We start from the raw sequence: 15,395 nt of genomic DNA, 5'->3' as shown, positions 1-15,395 counted from the left end.
ATCTTCATGCCTCCTTAAATAAAATCCCCCACAAGGAATACATCGTCTTCCTGTCGAATCTTAAATGAGGAGAGAAAGGAAGGCGTTTATGCTTATATTAGGTATTGATCCAGGGACCGCGATTATGGGTTATGGATTGATTGAAAAAAAGGGAAATCGTTTATTTCCCATGGATTACGCTTGTTGGCGTACACCGGCTCATACCCCCATGCCGGAACGGCTGCTGATGCTCTATCAGGAGATAGAGGCCTACATAAAGGAAAAACAGCCTCATTATGTGGCTGTTGAAGAGCTCTTTTTTAATCGCAATACCACAACCGCTATTTCCGTGGGACAGGCCAGAGGCGTTGTTTTGCTGGCTGCAGCTCAATTTGGCATCCCTGTCTATGAATATACCCCTTTGCAGGTTAAACAGGCCGTAGCAGGGTACGGCAGAGCGGATAAGCAGCAAATTCAACAGATGGTCAGAGCCCTGCTGGGCCTGCAGGAGATACCGAAACCGGATGATACGGCAGATGCTTTAGCCATCGCTATCTGCCATGCCCATAGTGTGAATCTGCTCAATAGAACGGGGGGAGCTCTTTGATAGGAATGCTGAGAGGAAAAGTATGGGAGATTCAAGCCGATAAATTGATTCTCGATGTTCAGGGAGTAGGCTATCAGCTGGCTGTCCCTTATGGACTATTAGGCAAAGCCCATCCTGGTCACGAGCTTATCCTGTATACCCATGTGATTTTGCGGGAGGATGAGCTGGCTCTGTATGGTTTTTCTTCAGCGGCGGAGAAAGATCTCTTCTTGCTGATGCTTTCCGTATCGGGCATCGGACCCAAGGCAGCCTTATCGATCCTGTCGACTTTAGGCACCGGCCAGACAGAAAGCGCTATTGCCGGTGAAAATATTACCCTTTTGACCAAGGTGCCCGGTATCGGTAAAAAAACAGCTCAACGCCTGATTCTAGAGTTGAAAGAGAAGTTCAAAGGCCGGGCTATAGCTGTGGATGGGATAGAGGGTTCAGAGATCCTGCCCCAGGCTGCTGCACACTCAGAAGCCATGGAAACCCTGCTGGCTTTAGGATTCAGTCAAGAAGAAGCCAGGAAAGCCCTCCAGGCTCTTCCCGATTCAGCCCAAGCAGCAGGTACGGAGGAGCAGGTACGATTGGCACTGCGCTCTCTGGCCGCCACAAAGTAAAAGCGATCGCCCTTTGCGGGATGATGAGTACCCTTGAAGGATGATGAAGATAGAGGAGAAAAGTTATGGAAGAACGGATGATCACACCTCAGCAGCTTCCGGGGGACCAGGAAGGAGAGGTTCTCAGGCCCCACCGGCTGGCGGATTATATAGGTCAGACCAAGGTTAAGGATAACCTGCAGATATTTATTCAGGCTGCCCTGGCCAGAGGGGAAGCTTTGGACCACGTCCTTCTTTACGGCCCGCCGGGGCTGGGGAAAACCACCTTGGCCAATATTATCGCCACAGAGATGGAGGTCAGCATTCGGACCACTTCAGGGCCGGCTATTGAGAGACCGGGAGATTTAGCGGCTATTCTTACCTCCCTGGAACCAAGAGATGTCTTGTTTATCGACGAAATTCATCGCTTAAGCCGTACCACGGAAGAAATACTCTATTCCGCTATGGAGGACGGGTGTCTGGATATTGTCATCGGCAAAGGTCCCAGTGCCCGATCCATCCGTCTTACCTTGCCGCCCTTTACCCTGGTGGGGGCAACCACCAGGGCCGGGCAGCTGGCTTCCCCTTTAAGGGATCGGTTCGGGGTTATCAGCCGTCTTGAGTTTTACGAAGTGGAGGATCTCATCAAGATCATAACCCGGGCCGCAGGAATCCTAAATCTGCAGATTACCCTGGAGGGAGCGGCGGAGATTGCCAGAAGGTCACGGGGGACCCCCCGGGTAGCCAACCGCCTCCTGAAACGGGTGCGGGATTATGCCCAGGTGTGGGAAGACGGCAGGGTTACTCAGGAATTGGCCGGCAAATCCCTCGATCGGCTGGAAGTCGATCCCGCCGGACTGGATCGAATTGACCAAAAGTGCCTCCTTACCATCATCCAGATGTTCGCGGGAGGTCCGGTGGGTTTGGAGACCCTTTCGGCGACGATTGGCGAAGAGGCTGAAACCATCGAAGATGTGGTGGAACCTTATCTTTTGCAGCAAGGGTTTATTCAAAGAACACCCCGGGGACGGGTGGCTACGGTCCGTGCCTATCAGCATCTCAACATTCCTGTAAATCCTTCTCACCAAGAAGGCGGGCAGGGTGACAGTTTGTTTGACGCAGCGGAGGATTAAACGAGACTTCTTTCAGTGATAAGTCTGAAGCACAGGAATAGATAAAACCTGAAACGGGCAATCTGTTTGAAAAGAGTAGTGAGGTGGTTGAATGTGCTGCCTTTGTCAGACAGATTGTCTTTTTCCGTAAAGAAAGTGTTCTTTTTTCTCATAGTGTTCTTAGCTCTGCAGGCTGCTCCTTGTCAAGCCAAGGAAATCGATGTGGAGTTAGTATGGAAATTTAAAGAGGCCGGCTGGATTAAAGTTGAGGTGGAACAAGGGAATTATACCCTTAAAGAAACAGGTCAGGATCAACAGACAGCCATGCCTTTTCCGGCGGGCTCTAACCTTGAGCTCACTTGGGGAGGCTGGTCCCCCGCGCTGAAGAAGAACTATGATCCTTTTCGGATATGGGGCGGAAAAGAGCTGGAGTTGAATCGCCAGGGGGAATACGGATCCTTTCTCGTGCAAACTCCGGATGGTCAAAAGATAAGCTATCGGGGGAGCCTGAAGATCCGCTGGGAAAATGGCGGTTGTAAGCTTATCAACCGGGTGGATCAGGAAGAGTATCTCAAAGGAGTCGTCCCCATTGAAATGAGCAACTCCTGGGCGGTCGACGGGTTGGAGGCCCTTAAAGCACAAGCGGTAGCGGCCAGAACCTATATGGTGAGAAAAACCCGTACTACGGCTCAGATTACGGATTCTCCTGATTATGATCAGGCGTATTCGGGAAGGAATGTAGAGGGTGCGGCCAACCAAGCCGTAGAGTCTACACGGGGAGAAATCCTGGTGGATTCCACAACCTATCAGCCCATTGATGCTCTTTATTCTTCTCATAACGGCGGGTATACGGAACTTGCGGAAAATGTGTGGTCCAACCCGGATCCTCATTTTATCTCTCAGCCGGATCCCTTTTCTCAGGGAATCGGAGGCCCGGCTGATCGCTGGCGGTTTATCATCGGCGCAGATATTCTGGGGCAAGCCTTCGAAATGGGCCCCATTGCCAAAATTGAACTTGACAAACTCCCTTCAGGTAGGGTAAAAAAGGTAAGGATGCAGGACATTCATGGTGAATTTCATGAAGTGAGCGGCAGGACTTTTGTGCAGAAATTTTATCCCTATGGCCGGCCGATTACCGTCCAGGCCTTTCTGGGCAATCTATTTACGGTCCGGCAGATAGCTGGTGAGGAACCTTTATTTTCTTTTGATTTAGGGGAATTGGGTGTCCCCTACCGTCTGAGCGGGCTTGTAGATCAGCAGAAGGTCAGGGAAGCCGGCTCCGGACCCCGTTTGAACCGTATTCTAAGTACGAATCAAGGGATTCGGGATATTCCCGTTGCCTATGATGTCTTTGTTTTTAATGGCCGGGGCTGGGGTCATGGTGTGGGTATGTCTCAATGGGGAGCCTACCACATGGCTCAACGGGGATATACTTACGGAGAAATTCTGGCTTTTTATTATCAGCAGACGGATTTAATCAAATATTATTTATAAGATTCGCTGTGACTTTGTTCCACTATCAGAAAGTATAAGCTTGCGCTGTATACTTTCTAAGCATAAGGACAACCGCGACTTCGCCTCCTTTGTAAGTATGGATATAAGGACCGGCGAAGCAACAAGTGCGAAAGCAGTGCTTTCGGGGTTTTCTTTAAGAGAAGAAGGAGAATCATTTTGAAATTAGAAGATTTCGATTTTGAGCTGCCCGAGGATCGTATTGCTCAGCATCCGGTGGAACCCCGGGATTCTTCCCGTCTTATGGTGATGAATCCTTCGACTGGTGAGATTGAGCATCGTGTGTTTCGAGAACTCCCCGAGCTGCTCCAAGCGGGAGATGTCTTGGTGGTCAACAATACCAGGGTCATCCCTGCTCGGTTAATTGGTGAAAAAGAGGGTACACAGGCCAAAATCGAGTGTTTGCTCCTCACCCGCCGGGACAAAGATGTGTGGGAGACTCTGATTAAGCCTGGTAAACGTTTAAAGGCAGGGCAGACCGTAGTATTTGGGGATGGTCTCCTGCGGGGAGAGCTCCTGGAGATTTTACCTGATGGCAATCGGCTGGTGAGGTTTGATTATCAGGGAATCTTTGAAGAGGTCCTTGATCGATTAGGGAATATGCCTTTGCCCCCCTATATTACGGAGCAGCTGAAGGATAAGGAGCGGTATCAAACCATCTATGCCAAGGAGAGTGGCTCCGCCGCTGCTCCTACTGCCGGTCTCCACTTTACGCCGGAGCTGTTGGAGCGTTTGCAGGATAAAGGCGTTGAAATCGTTGAGATCCTGCTCCATGTAGGGCTGGGAACCTTCCGACCGGTCAAAGTGGACAATGTGGAAGAGCATACGATGCATTCGGAATATTACCGGGTTGCCCCAGAAGCTGCCGAGCGGATCAACCGTGCCAAAAGCCAGGGGCGCCGGGTTATCGCCGTGGGAACCACGGCTGCCCGGACTTTGGAGTCCGTGGCTGAAGAAAATGGCCGGATCGCAGGGAAGGAAGGGTGGACAGATATCTATATCTACCCGGGGTACACCTTCAAAATTCTTGATGGCATGATCACGAACTTTCATTTTCCCAAGTCCACCCTGGTTATGCTGGTCAGTGCTTTAGCCGGCAGAGATCAGATCCTCAAAGCCTATCAGATCGCCATTGCAGAGGGCTACCGTTTCTATAGCTTTGGCGATGCTATGATGATATTGTAATAAAGGAAGTGACCACCTTGGCAGTTCGTATAGAAATTCTCAAAGAAGATAACCGTACCCGTGCCCGCCTCGGCAAGCTCCATACCCCTCACGGAGTGATCGAAACTCCCGTCTTCATGCCCGTGGGAACCCAGGCCACGGTAAAAACTATGACCCCCGAGGAATTAAAGGACCTGGGAGCGGGCATAATATTAAGCAATACCTATCACCTTTTTTTGCGCCCGGGTCATGAGCTCATCCGTGAAGCAGGCGGCCTTCACGCTTTTATGCATTGGGATGGAGCAATTCTCACCGATAGCGGCGGCTTTCAAGTATTCAGTCTCGGTGACTTGCGTAAGATTACTGAGGAGGGAGTGGAATTTCGTTCCCATCTGGATGGTTCAAAGAAATTTTTAAGTCCGGAGATTGCTACACAAGTTCAGATGGCTTTAGGCTCCGACATCGTCATGGCTTTTGATGAATGCACACCCTATCCCGCCACACGGGAGTATGCCAAAGCTTCTTTGGAGCGTACGACCCGCTGGCTTAAGCGTTGCCAAGAGACTTTGACCACCACAGACCGGCAGGCTCTTTTTGGAATTGTTCAAGGAAGTATGTATGAGGATCTGCGCAAGCAAAGTGCGGCAGAAATTACTGAATTGGATTTGCCGGGCTATGCCGTAGGCGGCCTGAGTGTTGGCGAGCCTAAGGAACTGATGTATGAAGTTCTGGATTATACGGTTCCGATGTTGCCTAAAGATAAGCCCCGTTATTTGATGGGGGTTGGTTCACCTGATGCCCTGATTGAAGGAGTCATGAGGGGGATAGACATGTTTGACTGCGTTCTGCCGACACGAATTGCCCGCAACGGAACCGCACTTACCCGTTATGGCAAGCTTGTGGTAAGAAACGCTGAATCAGCTCATGATTTCTCACCCATCGATCCCACCTGTGATTGCTACACCTGTAAAAATTACTCCCGGGCTTACCTAAGGCATTTAATCAAAGCGGATGAAATCCTGGGGTTGCGCCTGATGACCATTCATAATCTGCGTTTCTTAACCAATCTCATGAGCGAGATTCGGGCAGCCATTAAGGAAAACCGCCTGCCTGAATACCGGGAGAAGTTTTTTTATGAGTATGGATATTTGAAATAATTCGTTCAATAAGCAGGATTTATAGGACGCTATGAGGAATAAGGTACACTAGAATGATGGACAATATTAAAAGGGGGACAATAAATTTATGGATCAAGGTACAATGACACTTCTTATTTACGTCGTGGTTTTTGGTGGTATAATGTATTTTTTCATGATCCGCCCACAACAAAAACAAGCGAAACAAAGACGAGCTATGCTGGATAGCTTACGTGTTAATGATAAGATCATAACCGCCGGTGGAATCTATGGGAAAATCCGCAAAGTCAAAGATGATTCTGTGATTATCCAAGTTGCTGATAAAGTAGAAATCGAAGTGACTAAGAACGGTATAGGTTCCGTCGAAAATCGTGAAATTGTCGTGGAAAAAGAGAAAAAGGCAGAGAAAAAGGATAAAGCAGAGAAAAATGAAGAGGTCGTTGAGCAAGAGCAGACCGCAGAATAAGGCCACAAGAATGTCCGACCTAATTACGGGTACAATATAGAGGAACGAATAAGCAAGTGGAAGTATCTACTTGCTTATTTCATTGGTTGGTAAGAATTTGGTTTGGTTCAAAATAAATCTTTATGTCAGGTGGGGGATGAAGTGACTTACGAAGAGCATATCCAAAGTGAATTACTGCGGTGGCAAAAGAAAATATTGCGCCCACCGGGTTTGTTGGAAAAGGGATCGAAAGCAATTCAAAGTAAAGTCAACGGACTCTACCCTAAGAAATTTTTTGATACCCTGACGGCCACCATCAAAGGACTGGTTCGCGGGGTACTCTTTGGTCTTGAATTTATACCCAAAGGCAAGCCCATTAAACAGGCCGCTCTCCTGGAAAGGGATCAGAAGGCCTTGGAACTGCTCAAGAATTACAAACGAGTGGCGGCAGCAGAAGGCGCTGGAACAGGTGCTGGGGGAATCATACTGGGTATAGCGGATTTTCCCGCTCTGATCGCTATTAAAATGAAATTTCTTTTCGAACTTGCTCATATCTATGGGTATTCCACGGTCAGCTATAAAGAACGGTTATACCTGCTGTTTGTTTTCCAATTGGCCTTTTCCAGCCAGGAGAAACGCCCGGGGGTGTTCTACAAACTGGTCCATTGGGAGGAAACAGTCAAAGAGTATCCGGAGTTAAAAGCCATGGAACTCTTCGATTGGGAGCAGTTCCAGGTGGAATATCGGGATGCCATCGATCTGCGAAAAATGCTCCAAATGCTGCCGGGAATCGGGGCGGTGGTTGGTGCTGTAGCCAATTATGGTTTACTAGAGGATTTGGGCCATGTGGGCATGAATTGCTACCGGTTAAGGATTCTTCAGGAAGAAGGACTTATCCAAGTGGATTTATAAGCAAGTAGGTTAGATAAGACAGAGGCAAACAGTCTGGGGGAATTTTCATGAAGTCGGTTACGATAGCTGATTTGAAAGCGGACCCAATCGTTCAAGGCTATATCGAAGTGGGCAACAGAAATCTGGCAGCCATCGGATTTACGGAACATGGCTTGAGACATGTGGGATTAGTGTCCAGTATTGCTTATAATATCCTGGAGAAATTGGGTTACTCGGAACGAGAATGCGAACTTGCGGCAGTAGCCGCTTATCTTCATGATATCGGCAATGTCATCAATCGAAGCGGACACGCTCAGACGGGTGCGCTGCTGTCCGCTCATATTCTGGAGCGTCACGCCATGGCCCCTGAAGAAATTGCCATCGTCATTGGTGCCATTGGCAATCACGACGAAAGCGACGGCAATCCTGTCAGCAATATCTCCGCAGCATTAATCTTAGCGGACAAATCCGACGTGCATCGCTCGCGGGTAAGAAACCAGGACCCGGCAACCTTTGATATTCATGACCGTGTCAATTATGCTGTGGAGCATTCTTTTCTACGGGTTTACCCTAAAGATAGAGTTGCGTTGGAGATTACCATCAATACGGAAATTTGCCCCGTTATGGATTATTTCGAAATATTCTTGGCCCGCATGCTCCTTTGTCGTAGGGCAGCCAGTTTTTTAGACACTGAATTTGAACTTAAAATCAATGAAGTTAAGCTTCTTTAAAAAACGACCCTAAAAACTACCTTTCATTGACACCGCGAATAAGCGAGGATTATAATTATGTTTGGCATGGGCAAGTCCCAGGTAACAATTAAGGGAGGAAGTATGATGAAAAGGGGAAGTATCCTGAAATTAACAGCAACCTTATTGCTGATCGCCATCACTGTAGTATTCTCAATTCAGCCCCTTACGGATTCAGAAAGGGGAATTTCGTTAGGACTTGACCTGCGCGGAGGAGTTCACCTCGTCCTACAAGCTGAACCGGGTCCTGACGGTGCCGCCATCACGGCAGATGATGTCGAAAAGGCTAAAAGCATCATTGATAAACGGATCAATGAGATGGGGCTGTCTGAGCCGGTCATTCAGGCTGATTTAGATAAGAAGCGGGTTATTGTGGATTTAGCCGGGGTTCAGGACCCGGATAAAGCGGTAGAAGCCTTAAAGACGACAGCCAAGCTCACCTTTAAAGATGCACAAGGCAATGTGGTCATTGAAGGAGGGGATTTGAAAGATGCCCGTGCAGGACAAGGACAGTCCAGCTATGTGGTTCATCTCACCTTCTCTCCAGAAGGAACAAAGAAATTCGCCGATGTAACCAGCCGTAGTATTGGACAGCAGATCGGCATTTACTTAGATGATCAGCTGTTGCAAAATCCTGTAGTACAGTCTGCCATTACCAATGGCCAAGCTGAAATCACCGGGTATGCATCTCTGGATGAAGCTGCTCAATATGCAGTCTTGCTTCGTTCCGGCGCATTGCCTGTAAGCTTAAGCATCGCGGAGAAACGTACTGTGGGAGCTTCACTGGGTGTAGATTCCCTGAATAAGAGTATCAACGCTGGAATTGTAGCTTTAGTATTTATTCTTTTATTCATGCTCGTGCTCTATCGTCTCCCCGGACTCGTCGCCAATATCTCTTTAATTGTCTTTACCTTAATCGTGTTGTGGGCATTGAAGGGATTCGGCGCTGTTCTGACCTTGCCGGGTATAGCGGGGATTCTTCTCTCCATCGGCATGGCGGTGGATTTAAACATCATTATTTATGAGCGGATCAAAGAAGAGCTGCGTCTGGGCAAATCCTTGCGCGCTTCTGTGGAAGCCGGCTTCAGCCGCGCTTTTCTGACCGTCTTTGACTCGAACATTACCACCTTATTTGCGGCGGCAACCCTCTTTTTCCTGGGCACAAGTTCCATTAAAGGATTTGCCATCACCTTGGGTATCGGTATTTTCGCCAGCCTCTTTACTGCTGTAACCTTTACCCGGATGCTTTTGCGCTGGATAGTAGGTATTAATCCGCGCATGAATACTGCTTGGTTTGGTGTGAAGAGGGAAAACGATGTTCCTGGAAAGAAAACCGGGGAGGCAACCCCTGCGACTCAGGCGGCTACCTATGAAGATGTTAAGGCATCGATGCCCTTCTATTTCAATGTAGTGAAACGCCGGTATATTTGGTTTGCTTTATCCCTGATTATGATTGTCGTCAGTATTGGCTCCCTCTTTACTCAGAAGCTGAATCTAGGAGTGGACTTTATCGGCGGCACCATGCTTGATATGAAATTCAGTCAGCAGGTTACCCAGGAAAAGATCACCCAGGCTATGGAATCCGTAGGCCTGGAAGGACCGGTGGTACAGCTTTCCGATAATGATACGGCGGTTTTGATCCGGACCACTGCCTTGGAAGAAGATAAGCGCAACGAATTGCTCACCGCCCTGCAGACTCAGGTAGGAGACTTTGATAGGGAATCTCTTAAGGAAGACAAGGTCGGACCGTCCATCGGTCAGGAGCTGACCAGGAACGCTTTCTTATCTCTGGCTATTGCAGCAGTCTTAATGCTGATATATATTGGCTTCCGCTTCCAATTTGCCTATGCGGTATCAGGAATTCTGGCTCTGTTGCATGACGTGATCATCACCGTAGGGATATTCTCCCTTTTCCAATGGGAAATCGATGCGACCTTTGTAGCCGCTATTCTGACCATCTTCGGATATTCCATCAATGATACGGTAGTTATTTTTGACCGAATCAGAGAAAATGAACCTCGTTTAAAACGAGGGGACAGCTATGAGGACATGGTGGATAAATCCGTCTGGCAGATGATGGGGCGTTCGATCAAAACCGTCCTGACGGTTCTCATCTCCCTGCTGGCACTTTATATCCTCGGTGGCGAATCAACCCAAGGATTTGCCTTAGCCATGCTGATTGGTGTCATAGCCGGAGCTTATTCTTCCGTTTTTAATGCTAGCCAGATTTTGGTCGAAATTAAAAACAGAATGAAGCCGAAAAGGGGCGGTAAGGCTGCCCGCACTAAAGCATAATCTTCGGCTTTTGCATAATCTAATATAAACCTAAAAATTCCGGGCTGGCTCCCGGAATTTTTATTACACCGGCAGAAGGTTCTGATAAATTTATAATATTATATAGTGCATTTTTTTCTATTCTGTACTATAATACATTCTAAATAGAAAATAAAGGAGGAGTGGGCATGAGGATGTCGGGAGCTCAAGCTGTCATTGAATGCTTGAAGCAAGAAAATGTGGAAATCGTTTTCGGATATCCTGGGGGTGCGGTCTTGACGCTTTATGATGCGCTTTATGAGACCCAGTTTCCTCATATATTGACTCGACATGAACAGGGTGCGGTCCACGCTGCGGATGGATATGCCCGAGCGACTGGAAAAGTGGGGGTATGTATTGCCACCTCTGGACCGGGAGCTACGAACTTAATTACCGGGATCGCCACAGCTTATATGGATTCCATCCCCATGGTGGCCATCACAGGTCAGGTGGCGGTTTCTCTGATCGGACGGGATTCCTTTCAGGAAGCTGATGTAACAGGAATTACCACACCGATTACCAAGCATAACTATCTTGTCAAAGATGCCGATGAATTGCCCAGAGTATTTAAAGAGGCTTTCCATATCGCCCGGACAGGCCGGCCTGGTCCGGTGCTGATCGACGTTGCCAAAGATGTGTTTGCTAAAGAGCTGGACTTTCACTATCCTGATAACGTCCACTTGCGTGGATATCGCCCGATTTTTGAAGGGGACGCTCAGATCATTGCTCAGGTCGCGGAGGAGCTGAGCAAGGCCCAAAGACCGCTGCTGTTTGTCGGCGGGGGAGTGAATCTGGCCGATGTTTCTCCAGCCTTGAGGGAGTTTGTAGAATACACCCGTATCCCTGTCATAAGCAGTCTTATGGGCCTGGGTTGTATTCCTGATCAACACCCGCAGAATTACGGTATGGTGGGCATGCACGGAACCTATGCCGCCAACATGGCGACCACCCATGCGGATTTGCTGATTGGCCTGGGCGTGCGATTTGACGATCGGGTCACAGGCCTTGTGGCGGATTTCGCCTCAAAGGCGAAAGTGATTCATTTCGATATCGATCCTGCTGAGGTTAATAAGAACATTATCGCCGATATTCGTGTCGTAGGGGATTTAAAGTGGTCCATACCGGCTCTGTTGAATCAAGTGCAAGAGAGAGCTGCGGAAACATGGATGGGGTCCAATACGGAATGGGAAAAGCAACTGGATGAATGGCGGGAGAATAATCCTCTGACTTATCTTCCCCGGGAAGGAATGATTATGCCTCAGCATTTAATCCAGCGCGTCAGCCATTTTGCGGCAGAGGATGCTGTTGTCGTCACAGATGTCGGACAGCATCAGATGTGGGCCAGCCAATTTTATGAGTATAGACGTCCCCGGACGTTGCTCACCTCCGGTGGTTTGGGAACCATGGGCTACGGGCTGCCCGCAGCTTTGGGAGCTCAAGTGGGATGCCCCGACCGCCAGATTGTCTGTTTTTCGGGTGATGGCGGTTTTATGATGAACTGTCAGGAGTTGTCGACGTTAGCAGATTTGGACTTGCCGGTCAAGGTATTTATTCTTAATAATCAGGTCCTCGGTATGGTAGCCCAATGGCAGCGGATGTTCTATAACGGACATTACTCCCACACTACCCTGAAAGGGCGTACGGATTTTGTGAAACTGGCGGAAGCGATGGGTGTCACCGGTCTGAGAGTCACCGAACCACAGGATGTTGACATGGCCATTCAAAAGGCCTTCGCAATCAAAGGACCTGTAGTCGTGGAGATTCGGATTCCTGCTGACGAAAATGTACTGCCCATGGTTCCGGCGGGAGGACGTCTTGACCAAATGATTATGGGAGGGTAAGGCATTATGAGACATACATTAGCCGTGTTGGTTGAGAATCGCCCCGGAGTATTGACTCATATCTCAGGATTAATCAGCCGGAGGGCCTTTAATATTGAAAGCATTGCCGCAGGATATACGGAGGAACCCGATACCACACGCATCACGGTTGTTGTTCAGGCTGATGAAATGGAACTGGAACAGGTGGTCAACCAGCTTTCCAAACTGGTTGATGTGATTAAGATAACGAATTTAACCGCAGCGGATTCCATTCAAAGAGAGCTGGCTATGATTAAAGTGAAGGCCAGCAGCGAAACCCGTTCTGATATTGTGGACATTGTCGATATTTTTCGTGCCAAAATTGTCGATGTGAACCGTGAGACGATGGTTATTGAATTGACAGGAGAAGAAACCAAGATTGACGCTCTTTGCGAAGTCCTTAAAGATTATGGTATCATTGAAATTGTCCGGACTGGAAAAATCGCTTTATCACGGGGACCTATCCCAGCAAAACATGGATAACCCGGAATGATAGTTAAGCCAAATTACCAATCGATTGGTAATTTGGCTTTTTAAATGTCGAAAAAAGAGGTGGATCGAGTGGCTATAGAGAATATTCAATCAAGTGGAAAGCGAGAGTGGCGGCTAGTTTATAATGCTCAGAGGAGTTGGGGATATGAATCATGTGAAGAGCAAATTTATACGTTTATTCTTTGTTTTTACTGTTCTAACCACTCTAGTCCTCCTTGGCTGTTCGGCAAGGCCTAACGAAGCGTCAGTACCGCAAAAACCTGGCATCAATGAGGAAATTCAAAACCAAGAACCAAGGGAAGAACAAGAACCCATCGCAAAGAACAATAAGGATATGAACCCCCCTGAAGGCAATAATCCTTTAGAGTCAGGAAATGATCCTTTAGAATCTTTGGAGCCTACACAGCCTTTATCGCCTGCACAGCTTTCACCAACACTAAAACCGTCTGTTCCTATACTTTATTATCATTCGATCGACTATGAAGGGGGCAATGAGCTGAGAGTACCTCCTGAGGAATTTGAAGCTCATATGGAATACCTTTCCCAAAACGGCTATGAGAGTGTTACCCTGGATGATCTCTATCAGTATTTTTATGCAGGGAAGGACCTTCCGGAAAAGGCCTTTGTTTTAACCTTTGATGATGGTTATGAAGATAATTATATTCACGCTTTTCCTATTGCGGAGAAGTATGGATACAGTGGAACGGTTTTTGTCGTGACAGAATGGATTGGGGGAAAGGGATATTTAAACCGGCAACAATTGCTGGAAATGAATCAGGACGGTTGGCAGATTGAAAGTCATACCGTGACTCATCCTTATTTGGATAATATTTCTACAGAACAAATTAAAGAGGAGCTCCTCACTTCAAAAGAGGTTCTGGAAGAGTTGCTCGGTAAGCCAAAAGTTGCTTTTGCTTATCCCTATGGAGTATATGATTCTTCCATTATTGAATTATGCCGGGAAACAGGATATAAAATGGGGCTGACCACAGACAGAGGGTGGGCCGGCCCAGAGGATCCCTTTCGAATGAAGCGCGTCTATTGCTATGCTCAGATGGGCCTTGATGAGTTCAGGAGAAGGGTTGAAAATGCCAATTATTAAAATTGCATGAAGCACCTGGCGAAACTTTGCCAAGCTGCCGCTGTCCCCAAAAGGGGAGAGCGGCAGCTTGACATTAGTTTAAATAATGACTCAAAAAATGATGGGAAATTTTACAAAATAAGTTGACGGACATCTCACATATTTAGTGAGCGGACATATCTTGTAATGTAACCAGATATTACCAACTCGAAAGGGGGATAAGAATATGGCATTCGGAGCAGGTGGAGGTTGCGGACCTAACTATTTACAAGGAATCGCGGTCGTTGTAGTAATCATTCTCTTATTGATCGCAATGGGTATTGTATTCTAAAGATTTTTATGAATTAAAGGAGGGTACTTTATGTACGGTTTAGGATATGGAGCAGGTTTTGGCGGCGGCGCCGGCTTTTGCGGCGGTGGCGGAAACTGGGGTGTTGGCGCAGGCATAATTGCTATTGCTATCTTGATTCTTATCGCTTTGGGCGTAATCTTCAACTAATAAAAACCATATTTGCACAGGGAGCCTCCTCATTCGAGGGGGCTTTTTCGCGCTCTGCGGCCGATGAGCGGCGCGGGGCATGGGATAAGCTGAGCAGGCAAGAAAAGCCGTGGAGATATCCAGCGGCCTTTCTTGATAGTACTTATAATGAAGCTTATAAGATGAACAAGAAATGAGAAACACTAAGAAGGCTGAGCCCTGGAGCGGTTTACCACCACCAGCGACGCCGCCAACCAAACCAACCAAACCAAGGGAATCCGAAACCAAAGCCCCACCAGGGGAAACCCCACCAACCCCACATAGTCCAATTCCTCCCTTAAAAAAATTTGCAACAGTGTCAATACAAGATATGCATAAATGGTGTAATATGCCAATTGTCCAGGAATATATTTCCTGTCAGGTTTATTTACCATAATACGGGAGATACTAATTCAAAACGCTGATTAGAAAGGGGGGCAAGCCTTGGCTTTTGTGGTTCTGATCTTATTGGAATGGTTGCTCCTGCTGGCGGCTGCATCGATATTCATGGGTGGAATCCGGGGGGCCTTGGTTGCAGCGGTCATTTTAAGCGGAATAGTTTGGTATACACATCCGGATAATTTTTGGTCGCTGGAAGTCCCCTTTTTAATCGGAGCATCAATATGCATAGGTGTGCTTTTGTATTTTGTAAAAAAAGCGGGTCAAAGCAGCATTGTGGCGGGTTTAGCCGGAGGGATAGCCAGCCTGGTCATCTTTGGCGCTTTTTTCACCCCTCTTTTGGCAGTAATAGTTTGGGCTTTAGTTGTAGGTACAGGGTTAATTCCTAAGATTAAGCTGAAGGAAGTGGTATGGGGAGTTTCGCCGATGCTCTGGCGTGCCTTGCTGGGGATATTGTGTATTGTCATGGGCAATCTGATGATTTGAAAAGGCGGGTATATTTTTTCTTGTCATTATTAATCAATTTTGTTATTCTGAAATAAGTTGATGTCAAAATTG

At 47.7% G+C, this 15,395-nt stretch carries 16 protein-coding genes; 15 read left to right on the top strand and 1 reads right to left on the bottom strand.

The features are described from left to right. Positions 1-88 precede the first annotated feature (88 nt). The 14 genes from ruvC to BUA14_RS27980 all read left to right on the top strand — a co-directional run bounded on the left by ruvC (position 89) and on the right by BUA14_RS27980 (position 14,420). Positions 89-586: a crossover junction endodeoxyribonuclease RuvC gene (gene ruvC, locus BUA14_RS15920; RefSeq protein WP_072773504.1), complete on the top strand. Its 498-nt coding sequence runs from the start codon at positions 89-91 to the stop codon at positions 584-586. Then, positions 583-1,188, top strand: coding sequence for a Holliday junction branch migration protein RuvA (gene ruvA, locus BUA14_RS15915; protein WP_072773503.1), 606 nt, complete (start codon positions 583-585; stop codon positions 1,186-1,188). The genes ruvC and ruvA overlap by 4 nt, the downstream gene beginning before the upstream one ends. A 65-nt stretch (positions 1,189-1,253) precedes the next feature. Further along, positions 1,254-2,300: a Holliday junction branch migration DNA helicase RuvB gene (gene ruvB, locus BUA14_RS15910; RefSeq protein ID WP_072773502.1), complete on the top strand. Its 1,047-nt coding sequence runs from the start codon at positions 1,254-1,256 to the stop codon at positions 2,298-2,300. Positions 2,301-2,393: 93 nt separating this feature from the next. Continuing rightward, positions 2,394-3,773, top strand: a complete 1,380-nt coding sequence (locus BUA14_RS15905) for a SpoIID/LytB domain-containing protein (RefSeq protein ID WP_072773501.1) — start codon at positions 2,394-2,396, stop codon at positions 3,771-3,773. A 177-nt stretch (positions 3,774-3,950) separates the two neighbouring features. Then, positions 3,951-4,976, top strand: coding sequence for a tRNA preQ1(34) S-adenosylmethionine ribosyltransferase-isomerase QueA (gene queA, locus BUA14_RS15900; RefSeq protein WP_072773500.1), 1,026 nt, complete (start codon positions 3,951-3,953; stop codon positions 4,974-4,976). Between the two features lie 17 nt (positions 4,977-4,993). After that, positions 4,994-6,112 carry a tRNA guanosine(34) transglycosylase Tgt gene (gene tgt / locus BUA14_RS15895; RefSeq protein WP_072773499.1) on the top strand — a complete coding sequence of 373 codons (1,119 nt, stop codon included), beginning with the start codon at positions 4,994-4,996 and terminating at the stop codon, positions 6,110-6,112. Between the two features lie 88 nt (positions 6,113-6,200). Next, complete coding sequence (yajC, locus tag BUA14_RS15890; RefSeq protein WP_072773498.1) at positions 6,201-6,557, top strand: preprotein translocase subunit YajC; 357 nt, start codon at positions 6,201-6,203, stop codon at positions 6,555-6,557. Between the two features lie 141 nt (positions 6,558-6,698). Then, positions 6,699-7,448, top strand: a complete 750-nt coding sequence (locus tag BUA14_RS15885) for an EcsC family protein (protein WP_072773497.1) — start codon at positions 6,699-6,701, stop codon at positions 7,446-7,448. A 47-nt stretch (positions 7,449-7,495) separates the two neighbouring features. Then, a complete protein-coding gene (locus tag BUA14_RS15880) occupies positions 7,496-8,158 on the top strand; it encodes an HD domain-containing protein (RefSeq protein ID WP_072773496.1) in 663 nt (220 codons plus the stop codon). 102 nt (positions 8,159-8,260) lie between these two features. Continuing rightward, positions 8,261-10,471, top strand: a complete 2,211-nt coding sequence (gene secD, locus BUA14_RS15875) for a protein translocase subunit SecD (RefSeq protein ID WP_242954668.1) — start codon at positions 8,261-8,263, stop codon at positions 10,469-10,471. Positions 10,472-10,638: 167 nt separating this feature from the next. Further along, positions 10,639-12,330: a biosynthetic-type acetolactate synthase large subunit gene (gene ilvB, locus BUA14_RS15870; RefSeq protein WP_072773494.1), complete on the top strand. Its 1,692-nt coding sequence runs from the start codon at positions 10,639-10,641 to the stop codon at positions 12,328-12,330. 6 nt (positions 12,331-12,336) lie between these two features. Further along, positions 12,337-12,831 (top strand): acetolactate synthase small subunit, encoded by a 495-nt coding sequence (gene ilvN, locus BUA14_RS15865; protein ID WP_005810756.1) that lies wholly within the window; start codon positions 12,337-12,339, stop codon positions 12,829-12,831. Positions 12,832-12,985: 154 nt separating this feature from the next. Next, positions 12,986-13,942, top strand: a complete 957-nt coding sequence (locus BUA14_RS15860) for a polysaccharide deacetylase family protein (protein WP_072773493.1) — start codon at positions 12,986-12,988, stop codon at positions 13,940-13,942. Between the two features lie 340 nt (positions 13,943-14,282). Next, positions 14,283-14,420 (top strand): hypothetical protein, encoded by a 138-nt coding sequence (locus BUA14_RS27980; protein ID WP_005810761.1) that lies wholly within the window; start codon positions 14,283-14,285, stop codon positions 14,418-14,420. Positions 14,421-14,602: 182 nt separating this feature from the next. On the opposite strand, the gene BUA14_RS28765 is transcribed toward BUA14_RS27980, so the two are convergent. Continuing rightward, entirely contained in the window at positions 14,603-14,728 is a 126-nt protein-coding gene (locus BUA14_RS28765; RefSeq protein ID WP_282433375.1) for a hypothetical protein, read from the bottom strand. Between the two features lie 163 nt (positions 14,729-14,891). Here BUA14_RS28765 and BUA14_RS15850 point away from each other — a divergent pair, with 163 nt between their 5' ends. Continuing rightward, positions 14,892-15,323, top strand: coding sequence for a hypothetical protein (locus BUA14_RS15850; protein WP_427846695.1), 432 nt, complete (start codon positions 14,892-14,894; stop codon positions 15,321-15,323). The last annotated feature ends 72 nt before the right edge of the window (positions 15,324-15,395 follow it).

Source organism: Desulfitobacterium chlororespirans DSM 11544 (assembly GCF_900143285.1).
Classification (GTDB): Bacteria; Bacillota; Desulfitobacteriia; order Desulfitobacteriales; family Desulfitobacteriaceae; genus Desulfitobacterium; species Desulfitobacterium chlororespirans.
Note: the sequence above shows the minus strand (reverse complement) of the source record. Positions and strands in the feature narration are given on the sequence as shown.

Excerpts from the sequence above, each read along its gene's own strand:
- ruvC (WP_072773504.1), top strand. The coding sequence starts at position 89 with ATGCTTATATTAGGTATTGATCCAGGGACCGCGATTATGGGTTATGGA.
- ruvB (WP_072773502.1), top strand. The coding sequence starts at position 1,254 with ATGGAAGAACGGATGATCACACCTCAGCAGCTTCCGGGGGACCAGGAA.
- yajC (WP_072773498.1), top strand. The coding sequence starts at position 6,201 with ATGGATCAAGGTACAATGACACTTCTTATTTACGTCGTGGTTTTTGGT.
- BUA14_RS15880 (WP_072773496.1), top strand. The coding sequence starts at position 7,496 with ATGAAGTCGGTTACGATAGCTGATTTGAAAGCGGACCCAATCGTTCAA.
- secD (WP_242954668.1), top strand. The coding sequence starts at position 8,261 with ATGATGAAAAGGGGAAGTATCCTGAAATTAACAGCAACCTTATTGCTG.
- ilvB (WP_072773494.1), top strand. The coding sequence starts at position 10,639 with ATGAGGATGTCGGGAGCTCAAGCTGTCATTGAATGCTTGAAGCAAGAA.
- ilvN (WP_005810756.1), top strand. The coding sequence starts at position 12,337 with ATGAGACATACATTAGCCGTGTTGGTTGAGAATCGCCCCGGAGTATTG.
- BUA14_RS15860 (WP_072773493.1), top strand. The coding sequence starts at position 12,986 with ATGAATCATGTGAAGAGCAAATTTATACGTTTATTCTTTGTTTTTACT.
- BUA14_RS27980 (WP_005810761.1), top strand. The coding sequence starts at position 14,283 with ATGTACGGTTTAGGATATGGAGCAGGTTTTGGCGGCGGCGCCGGCTTT.